Raw genomic sequence first — 9,309 nt, forward strand, 5'->3', positions numbered from 1 at the left:
TCGACGCCGACGCCAGTTATGCACTGACGAAACATAGGTGACGTCTTCATGGATAGGTCTTGGTCTATTTTGCCACGTCTGGGCTTCTACGTCAGCGTGAGACGTGGAGCCCACGCCATAAAAATGGCCCGAACAACGCTATTCAAGTTTAGGTTCCGCACTGTTTAGCGTGGAGCGCTCCGCCAAAGGGGAGCGAGAACACGCAGTGCCAGCGCAGGTAAACGATGATATCGCTGTTCGAGCCATGATGCCATGTGGCGGGTTATACCGGAGGGATTACCAGCGGTAGTGAGCGAAGGCGCGGTTGGCCTCAGCCATCTTGTGAGTATCCTCACGGCGCTTCACAGAAGCACCCAGGCCGTTGGATGCATCGAGGATCTCGTTTGCGAGACGCTCGATCATGGAGTTCTCACGACGCTGACGGGTAAAGGTAACCAGCCAACGCAGAGCCAGGGTGTTGGCACGTGCCGGCTTAACCTCAACCGGAACCTGGTAGGTAGCGCCGCCCACACGACGGGAGCGAACCTCGAGGTCCGGGCGGATGTTGCCCAGGGCCTTCTCCAGGGTGCCGACCGGGTCGGTACCGGTCTTCTCGCGGCAGACCTCGAGAGCGCCGTAGACGATGCGCTCAGCGGTGGACTTCTTGCCGTCACGCAGGATCTTGTTCACGAGCATGGTGACCTGCTCGGAGTTGTAAACCGGGTCCTTAACTACAGGACGCTTCGGTGCAGCATTCTTACGCATTGTTGATTACTGTCCCTTCTTTGCGCCGTAGCGGGAACGAGCCTGCTTACGGTCCTTCACGCCCTGGGTATCCAGTGCGCCGCGGATAATCTTGTAGCGAACACCCGGGAGGTCCTTCACACGACCACCGCGGACGAGCACCATGGAGTGCTCCTGCAGGTTGTGACCCTCGCCCGGAATGTAGGCGGAAACCTCGATACCGGAGGTCAGGCGCACACGGGCAACCTTACGCAGAGCCGAGTTCGGCTTCTTCGGGGTGGTGGTGTACACGCGGGTGCACACGCCACGGCGCTGCGGGGAGCCCTTCAGGGCGGCCGTAGCAACCTTGGCCTTCTTGTCGTGGCGGCCCTTGCGGACCAGCTGCTGAATAGTTGGCATAAATCTAGTCTTTCTCTATGACTTCGGCTTGAACTGACCGCTTTCACACGTCCAAACATGCAAAAATAGGGGCTCTTCTCCGGGGCCCTACCGCATGTCCAGAACGTATCTCACCCAGCGGATGGTTGAGATACCGATCAGACTTTTCATCTCCTATAAAGATGAAACCTTGGACAGACTACCACACCCCACTGATCTGCCCAAATCTCACGTGCCGGTACTTCCCAATGGTTAGTGTCCGGCGTACCTACAGCACGGCCCGGCTGGCCACGCCAGTGGCGCCACGCAATACTGCCCACAAGGACCCACTAGAGAGTTAGCTCCACTCCCACGTCAGGTCCGCCTCCACCGCGCGCTCGGCGAAGTGCTCTTTTTCCTGCCGCTCCCAGGTTTCAAACCACTCTTCATAGCCAGGGTCGCGCTCCAGGGCGCGCTCGCGACGCTTCTCGCGTGGGCCGTCGATACGGACCGTCACCACGGAGCCGCGCTCCTTGGCAGCGGCCACGGTGGCCTCGGTGACAGAACCAACTCCTTCGACGATCAGATCATCGCGCTCATCCAAGCTGGCCCAGTCCTTCGGCGCGTTGGCATCCCAGTCCCAACGCCAATAGCCCGGGTTATTCTCCCGCAGCACTTGCTCTGAAACCATCTCTGAACCCTCTTGCAGCCCATGCCAGCCGGGGTAGAACTCGTCAAGGTGGACTACCCGCCACCCGGTGCGCTCAGCCAGCGCTGCAGAAGCCCAGGTCTTGCCGGCGCCGGAGGGGCCGTCGATAAGCACGGTGACCGGGCGCATCGGGCGCTTGCGCGACGCGGCGAGCGCCACCACATCGGCCAAGAGCCGATCCATCTCGGCGGCGTGTGTCTGGGCAGTGTCCTTACCGCTGTCCTGGTCGGCCGTGCGGTCCGCGTCCTGCATGTATTTCTTCACCACTTCTGGGTACGTCTAGCGTGCAGCTTTGAGAGAGTCGTCCTAGAGTCCGAAGAATCTCCAGGACCCACTGAGCACCGAAACTACCACCGGAAGCGCCGCAAGGCCCGTTCCCACCACCATCACCAGCCAGTCTCTGCCGGCAAGGCGGGACGGCCGCGCCCATGTGCGTTGCCCACCGCCCGGTGGGGTTCGCCCGAAACCGCGCGCCTCCATCGCCGTGGCCAGCTTGCCCCCGCGCCGCAGGGCTAGCACCAAGAGCCCGAAGGACATGGTGATGAGGTGTTTGATGCGGCCCTCGTCGGTCAGCCCACGCGCACGCCGCGCCATGGCCAGGTACTGCCAATCAGATTTGAACAGCGTCATCATGCGCACCCCGGCCACCGCACCGATGACGAAGCGGGAAGGTAGCTTGAGGATTTGCGAAAGGGCGTCGCCCAACTCCGTCGGGTCAATATCCCGCGCCAGCACCACCATCGGCAGCGCCACCGCCAGCACGCGCATAGTAATGGCGATGGCCAGCTCCATCGAGTTGTCCGTAACCGTGATCAACCACCAGCTGAAGTACTCCCGCCCGCCCGGTGCGCCGTAAAGCAGCATCGAAATGCCGGACAACGGAGCGATAAGAAAAAGGAACCAGCCAGCTTTAAACAGGCGCGGCCACGACACCCCGCACAGGGGCGCAAAAACTAAAGTCATGGCCAAGGACACTGCCGCGGAGACCCAATCCACGGAGAGTAACAGCGGGCTCACCCACACGAACATCAGGAATATCCGGGTCAGCGGGTTCACGCCGTGCAGTAAACCTGCACGGCCAGCACGATCGGCGCGACCAGCGTCGTCCGCGTTCGCCGACGACGTAGTTGTAGTTATATCAGCCACGGCTCACCTCCACTCGGTGGTCACCCAACGCGGAAATGAACAGCGGATCGTGGGTCACCGAGGCAATCGTCGTCCCCTCATCCGCCATGCGCCGCAGCAACCACACCAACTCGGTGAAGGTGTGGGGGTCTTGGCCGAAGGTGGGTTCGTCGAGAAGCAGCACCTCCGGCGCCGTGACCAACGCAGTGGCCACCGACAACCGGCGCTTCTCCCCACCGGAGAGCGTAAACGGATTGGCGTTGAGCAAATGCCCCAGGCGTAGTGCCTCCACGAGCTCCGCGATGCGCCCCTCCGGCACCTCGCGGTGCATGACACGGGGTGCCACGCGCAGCTCCTCTGCCACCGTACGGGCGACGAATTGGTGCTCGGGGTTCTGGAAGACGAAGCCAATGCGGTCCGCCAATTCCCGGGACTTCCACGTCAACGGCGAGCCTTTCAGCCCCCGCCGCACGTACTCTGCCACACCAATCTCCCCGGCCACTGCTGGAAGCAACCCCGCCACCGTCATCAGCCACGTGGTCTTGCCCGCACCATTCGGCCCGGTAATCACCGTGGACATCCCCCGGGGCAGCGCGTAGCTGCGCGGCGGCCCGAAACGGGTGACCAGGTCCGTGCTCCACAGCGCCGCCGATTCGGGTGCTCTTCCAGTGCTGCTTGGCGACGTCCCGCCAGCATCCCGCGCCCGCGGCAAACCGCTGATAGAGCGCGAAGCAACAACAGCCTCCACGGGACCGTCGGCGACGATGCGCCCATCCTTCAGCTCAATCGCACGGTCAAGCACACCCCTCCACGCCGCGTGCTGGTGTTCCACCACGATAAGGGTGGCCCCGGTGCGCTCCACCATGGTGGACACGGCCTCAATAACCTCGCGCGCGCCCTCCGGGTCGAGGTTCGCCGTCGGCTCATCGAGCAACACCATGCCCGCGCCCATGGCAATCACACCCGCCAAAGCCAAGCGTTGCTTCTGCCCGCCGGACAGACGCTCCGTGGGAAAAGACAGGTCCACCGCGGGCCCCACCATCGATAGCGCCGCCGACACCCGCTGCCAAATCTCAGAGCGCGGATAGGCCAAATTCTCACAACCAAAGGCAACGTCATCGCCCACGCGCGCGGCAATCACCTGGGAGTCTGGGTCCTGCAGCACCAAGCCCACCGGAATCGTCCGGCCGGGCGGCTCGATGTGACCAGAGGCATCCTCCAGCAGGATTTCCCCCACCCGGGTGCCCTCGTCATCGCCGCCCAACACGCCCGCGATAGCTGCCAGCAGCGTGGACTTCCCGGACCCGGAATCTCCGCACAGCAGGACCTTCTCCCCCGGTGATATAACCAAGTCAATATCCGCCAGCGCCGGCGCACGCCTGCCCGCATGCGTCCAGCCATAGCCGCGTGCGACAAGCTTCGTCGCGCCCGCGGACATATCTTCTACCGAACCCACATCAGCCATCAGAATCAGCCACCAGCCACCTTGCAACAGCCATTACTTCAGCTACCAGTCAATGCTCAGCATCAACAATCAACAAGCATCCACAGCAAGCAACGCACAACAAGCAACGTTTGCTTAAGCACTGTGCTGTTCGCGGCCGACCGCAAAACGGTCCAGCGCACCGGTCTTCGCCAGCGCATTGACCACGATGTAGCCCACGGCTCCTGCCAGAATGGCGCCGGAGATGCTCAGCGTGACGAGGTAGATGATGTTGAACTGCAGGGTCTTGCCCAGGTTTCCGGAGGTAAACAGCTCCAGCACAAACGCGCCCCAGCCAGCTGCCATGCCGCCGAGCATCGCAATGCCCAGGCTAAAGCGACGGTAGAGGAAGATGGCCAGCACAATCTCCACACCAATGCCCTGCGCGATGCCGGAGTACAACGTACTAATACCCCACTGGGAGCCCAGCACCGCCGACACGATGGCCGCCAGCAGCTCCACGTAGAGTGCGGCACCCGGCTTACGGATAATCAAACCGCCAACGACACCACCAAGAAGCCAAATGCCGGTGGCAATGCCACCCAGGCCTGGCGTGAGCGCATCCATGGCCTGGAACCAGGCATAGCCCACCGTGTTCCACGCTAGGAACACGATTCCACACGCCACACCCAGCACGGAGGCCACCACGATGTCGACGACGCGCCAATTCAAACTGCGCGGCGCAGCAGCGCCATTCGCAGTTGCGCCATTAACAGATCCACCATGAGATACAGAGTTCATGATTCCTCCCTTTCGCCGGCATTATCCGGATCAGGTTCGACGGTTCGCCGCTGCGCTGCGGCATCTCAGCCTCCTCCGGAGACACCCATACGCAGCCTCAAAGGCAGAACACAGTGTGAACGAGGAAGCACCCGTGACGATGTTTAATTTGTTGTTTTATGTACAGCCGCCAGCACTAATAAGAACCGGCTCAGCACGCTCAAAAGCACTGACAGCTTAGCAAGCCGGACCATTAAGAGCACACTGCAGCCTCACTACTCCCCCATGCCACCAGCACTCCATCAAGCCATCTCGCAACACTTCACCAGCCAAAAGCATCAGTAAACTGGAGTGACAGCCAATCACAAAGGAGCTCGCCCCTCTATGCCCGCAATCAAAGTCATCTCCAAAGCAATCGGCATACCTCTTGTGTGCATCGCTGCCCCCGCCGCCGGTGTCTGGGCAATCCGCTCTATCAATTCCAAGCGTTTTGCTGCCCCCAAACCACCAGCAGGTGGCGATGATCGCATCCTCAAAGAAGAGGGCGTTTCAAGAATTGACGGCCGCTACATGAAGGGCTTCCACCTCACGCCGCTAGCCACCGGACAGGAACAACAATCCATACAGACACATCCAGGCACCGTCATCGTATTCGGCGGCTCGGACGGCGGTGCCAACGTGGAACAGGCACGAATGCTACGTGACGCCGGGTACGATGTGCTCGCCTTGTACTTCTTTGGCAAGCCCGGGCAAAAGGAATTCATCGACGGGGTCCCACTCGAGTTCTTTGACGAGGTCCTCGCCTACGCTGAGGAGTACGGCAACGGCAGCGCACCGCTGACTGTTATCGGTACGTCCAAAGGCCGGAGCTTACTGCCAATCTCGCCGCCCGCTACCCGCAGATCGACAACATCGTTCTCTACACGCCTGCGCACCACACTTACGGCAGCCTCACTTACCAGCGCGGCAGCGGCTCCACGAGTAGTTTCTCCTGGCACGGTGAGCCCGTTCCTTTTGCGAAATTACAAGGAACAGAAATGGGCAAAGTTATGCTCCGCTTCGCGCTTGGTCTGCCCGTGTCCTACCGCGCCGGCTATGAGGCCGACGCTGCTGCAGCTAGCCCCGAGTCCGTCATCGACCTGAGCAACTTCCAAGGCAACGGCCTTCTGTTCGCCGGCACCGAGGACGCCATGTGGCAAGGCGACGTAGCCGCGGAAGCTCTGGCCGCACAAAACCAGAACCTTGAGCCCCACATCTACAAAGACGCCGGCCACCTTTTCCACGAGAACATCGACGAACTCATCGGCCCGTCCTGGGAAACAATGATGGGCGGCACAATCACAGCCAACCGCTTGGCCAAGGTGGATTCCGACCGTATCCTGTTTGAACGCCTCAAGCAGTGGCACGCGCATTAGAACACATACCCAGCAGGACAATGACAGCCGAGACAGACGAAGACTAAGGAGACTTCAACGGAACACGACGCCGAGTCACGTCAAAACATAAAGATGTACCCCGCCGCGTCCTCTGACCTACGCAACGGGGTACTTGCACACCGGCAAAGATGCCAGTGGCCATGAGCCTCCACACACGCAGCTTAAGGAAAGGAAAAGCTTCGGTGGAGACCCAAGACTTAATGAAATAACTAAATGTATTTCGGAAATATCAAATAAACAAAAGTATCAAACAAATACAAGCAAGTTGAGAACTAGGGGTTGCTACCGGAGTCTTATGCCCCGGCAGCAATGCCCTACTCCATCAACTCTCAGGTTGGGTGGGAGGTTAACGCTCCTCCCTTAGCGGTGTTGTTAAAGGAGACACATCCTACGGTTCTCTTAGTTGGAGGAACCCTCGCCAGCACCCGGTGCACAAGCATCAGCCAACAGGCCGATAGCCAAAGCACCAGCAGCAATCAGAGCCACAGCACCAGCAGCCTGCTGGTAATCAGCACCGAAGCGCTTCAGCTGAGCATTGATGCCATTGACCTGGTCAGCCAACGGGCCGTTGAACAGACCAGCCTGCTGCTGCAGACGGGTATTCAGATCCTGAATCTGCTTGTTAATCGGAGCCACAAACTCCGAGAGACCCGGAATGTTCATCTGGGAAGCCAGACCAACCGGAATCAGGAACAGCAGCGGGATACCGATACCAAGGCCGGTGTTGATGCAACGCTCAGACAGGTTGGAAGAACCAGCCCAATCGGCGGAACCATCCGGCGTACCTGGCTTATCCACCTTGCCCGGCTTGGAGTTCGGGTCATTCGGATCGGTCGGCTTACCGTCGTTCTTGGAACCAGTGACCTCATCACCATCATTGGTGCCGTCACCATCGGTATCAGCCTTAGTCGGATCCGTCGGAGCACCCTTCTCACCCGGCTTAACCTTGTTGCCGTCCTTATCGAACGGGTTCTTGGAACCAGTAACCTCGTCACCATCCTTGATGCCATCACCATCGGTGTCAGCATTGTTCGGATCGGTGCCAAGCTCCTTCTCCTGATCGTCAGTCAGACCATCATTATCGGAGTCCTTGCCCTTGCCATCCTCACCCGGCTTGTTCGGATCAATCGGCCAGGACGGACCAGGAACGATCGGCTTAGACGGCTTGTTTGGCTTGGAGTTCGGGTCATTCGGATCGGTCGGCTTACCGTTGTTCTTGGAGCCAGTGACCTCATCACCATCATTGGTGCCGTCACCATCGGTATCCGGCTTGGTCGGGTCAGTCGGAGCACCCTTCTCACCCGGCTTAACCTTGTTGCCATCCTTATCGAACGGGTTCTTGGAGCCGTCTACCTCATCACCGTCGTTGATACCGTCACCATCAGTGTCAGCCTTATTCGGGTCGGTGCCAAGCTCCTTCTCCTTATCATCCGTCAGGCCATCGCCATCGGAATCCTTGGAAGTCGGATCCGTACCGTCCTTCTTCTCGTCCCCATCGTTGATGCCATCACCATCGGTGTCAGGGTTATTCGGGTCCGTCGGAGCCGGGTTGCCATCCTTGTCTGTCCGGTTGACTTCATCACCATCGTTGACGCCATCACCATCGGTATCAGGGTTAGTCGGGTCAGTAGGAGCGCCCTTTTCACCCGGCTTAACCTTGTTGCCATCCTTATCGAACGGGTTCTTGGAGCCGTCTACCTCATCACCGTCGTTGATACCGTCACCATCAGTGTCAGCCTTGTTCGGATCGGTGCCAAGCTCCTTCTCCTGCTCGTCAGTCAGACCATCACCATCAGTATCCTTCTGGTCATTGTCACCCGGCTTGGAGTTCGGGTCATTCGGATCAGTCGGCGCAGGCTCGCCATCCTTGTCCTTGTTATTCACCTCGGAACCATCGTTGACTCCATCACCATCAGTGTCGGGGTTCTTCGGATCGGTTGGCTTACCGTCGAACTTGTTACCGTCGCCGGTGACCTCGTCACCGTCGTTGATACCGTCATCATCGGTATCAGGGTTATTCGGGTCGGTGCCAAGCTCCTTCTCCTTATCATCCGTCAGGCCATCGCCATCGGAATCCTTGGAAGTCGGATCCGTACCGTCCTTCTTCTCGTCCCCATCGTTAATGCCATCACCATCGGTGTCAGGGTTATTCGGGTCCGTCGGAGCCGGGTTGCCATCCTCGTCAGTCCGGTTGACTTCATCACCATCGTTGACGCCGTCACCATCGGTATCGGGGTTCTTCGGATCGGTTGGCTTACCGTCGAACTTGTTACCGTCGCCGGTGACCTCGTCACCGTCATTGATACCGTCACCATCGGTATCAGCCTTATTCGGATCGGTGCCGAGCTCCTCTTCTTCCTTGTCGGTCAGACCATCACCATCAGTATCCTTCTGGTCATCGTCCTCTGGAGGAACAACAGTGGAATCGTCCTTGACGGTGATCTTCACCGGAACCTCATCAGTCGAACCATCCGGGTAAGTCACCACAACAATGGCATCCTTCTCACCCTCAGTCTTAGTATCAACCGGATCCTTGAACTCAAACTTGGTGTTCTCCGGCAACTCACCAGGATTCTTAATCGAATCCTCAGCCTTCGGAGTCTCACCAACCTTTACAGTCTGATCCTGGCCCTTCGGATCATAAGTCTCAGCATCAGACTTCGGAGTATCGGTAACCGTGACAGTCGTCTCGACCTCATCAGTCGTACCATCCGGGTACGTCACCACAACAGTAACGTTCTTCTCACCCGGAGTCT

General features: G+C 59.3%; 8 protein-coding genes and 1 riboswitch. Of the genes, 1 reads left to right on the forward strand and 7 read right to left on the reverse strand.

Translation table 11 applies throughout. The annotated features are described in order from the left end of the window. Positions 1–276: 276 nt before the first annotated feature. From rpsG to FME68_RS07965, 6 genes are all read right to left on the reverse strand, one after another. On the reverse strand, positions 277–744 hold the full coding sequence (rpsG, locus tag FME68_RS07940; protein WP_046648491.1) for a 30S ribosomal protein S7: 468 nt from the start codon (positions 742–744) through the stop codon (positions 277–279). Between the two features lie 6 nt (positions 745–750). Then, positions 751–1,122, reverse strand: coding sequence for a 30S ribosomal protein S12 (gene rpsL / locus FME68_RS07945; RefSeq protein ID WP_005286791.1), 372 nt, complete (start codon positions 1,120–1,122; stop codon positions 751–753). Positions 1,123–1,438: 316 nt separating this feature from the next. Next, positions 1,439–2,041, reverse strand: coding sequence for a nucleoside/nucleotide kinase family protein (locus FME68_RS07950; RefSeq protein WP_070821426.1), 603 nt, complete (start codon positions 2,039–2,041; stop codon positions 1,439–1,441). Positions 2,042–2,095: 54 nt separating this feature from the next. Next, positions 2,096–2,818, reverse strand: coding sequence for an energy-coupling factor transporter transmembrane component T family protein (locus FME68_RS07955; RefSeq protein WP_046648510.1), 723 nt, complete (start codon positions 2,816–2,818; stop codon positions 2,096–2,098). Positions 2,819–2,927: 109 nt separating this feature from the next. Continuing rightward, entirely contained in the window at positions 2,928–4,379 is a 1,452-nt protein-coding gene (locus tag FME68_RS07960) for an ABC transporter ATP-binding protein (RefSeq protein WP_158397076.1), read from the reverse strand. Between the two features lie 114 nt (positions 4,380–4,493). Next, positions 4,494–5,138, reverse strand: a complete 645-nt coding sequence (locus FME68_RS07965) for an ECF transporter S component (protein ID WP_070511301.1) — start codon at positions 5,136–5,138, stop codon at positions 4,494–4,496. Further along, a riboswitch (TPP riboswitch) is annotated at positions 5,126–5,237 on the reverse strand. Its footprint overlaps the gene before it by 13 nt. Before the next feature lie 917 nt (positions 5,238–6,154). Between FME68_RS07965 and FME68_RS07970 the strand changes: the two genes are divergently transcribed. Further along, positions 6,155–6,532, forward strand: a complete 378-nt coding sequence (locus FME68_RS07970; protein ID WP_158397079.1) for an alpha/beta hydrolase family protein — start codon at positions 6,155–6,157, stop codon at positions 6,530–6,532. A 420-nt stretch (positions 6,533–6,952) separates the two neighbouring features. Here FME68_RS07970 and FME68_RS13250 read toward each other — a convergent pair. Then, positions 6,953–9,309: Rib/alpha-like domain-containing protein (locus tag FME68_RS13250; RefSeq protein WP_316043212.1), on the reverse strand; the 2,357-nt coding region annotated here is incomplete at its 5' end.

Source organism: Corynebacterium hiratae, assembly GCF_009708045.1.
Classification (GTDB): Bacteria; Actinomycetota; Actinomycetes; order Mycobacteriales; family Mycobacteriaceae; genus Corynebacterium; species Corynebacterium hiratae.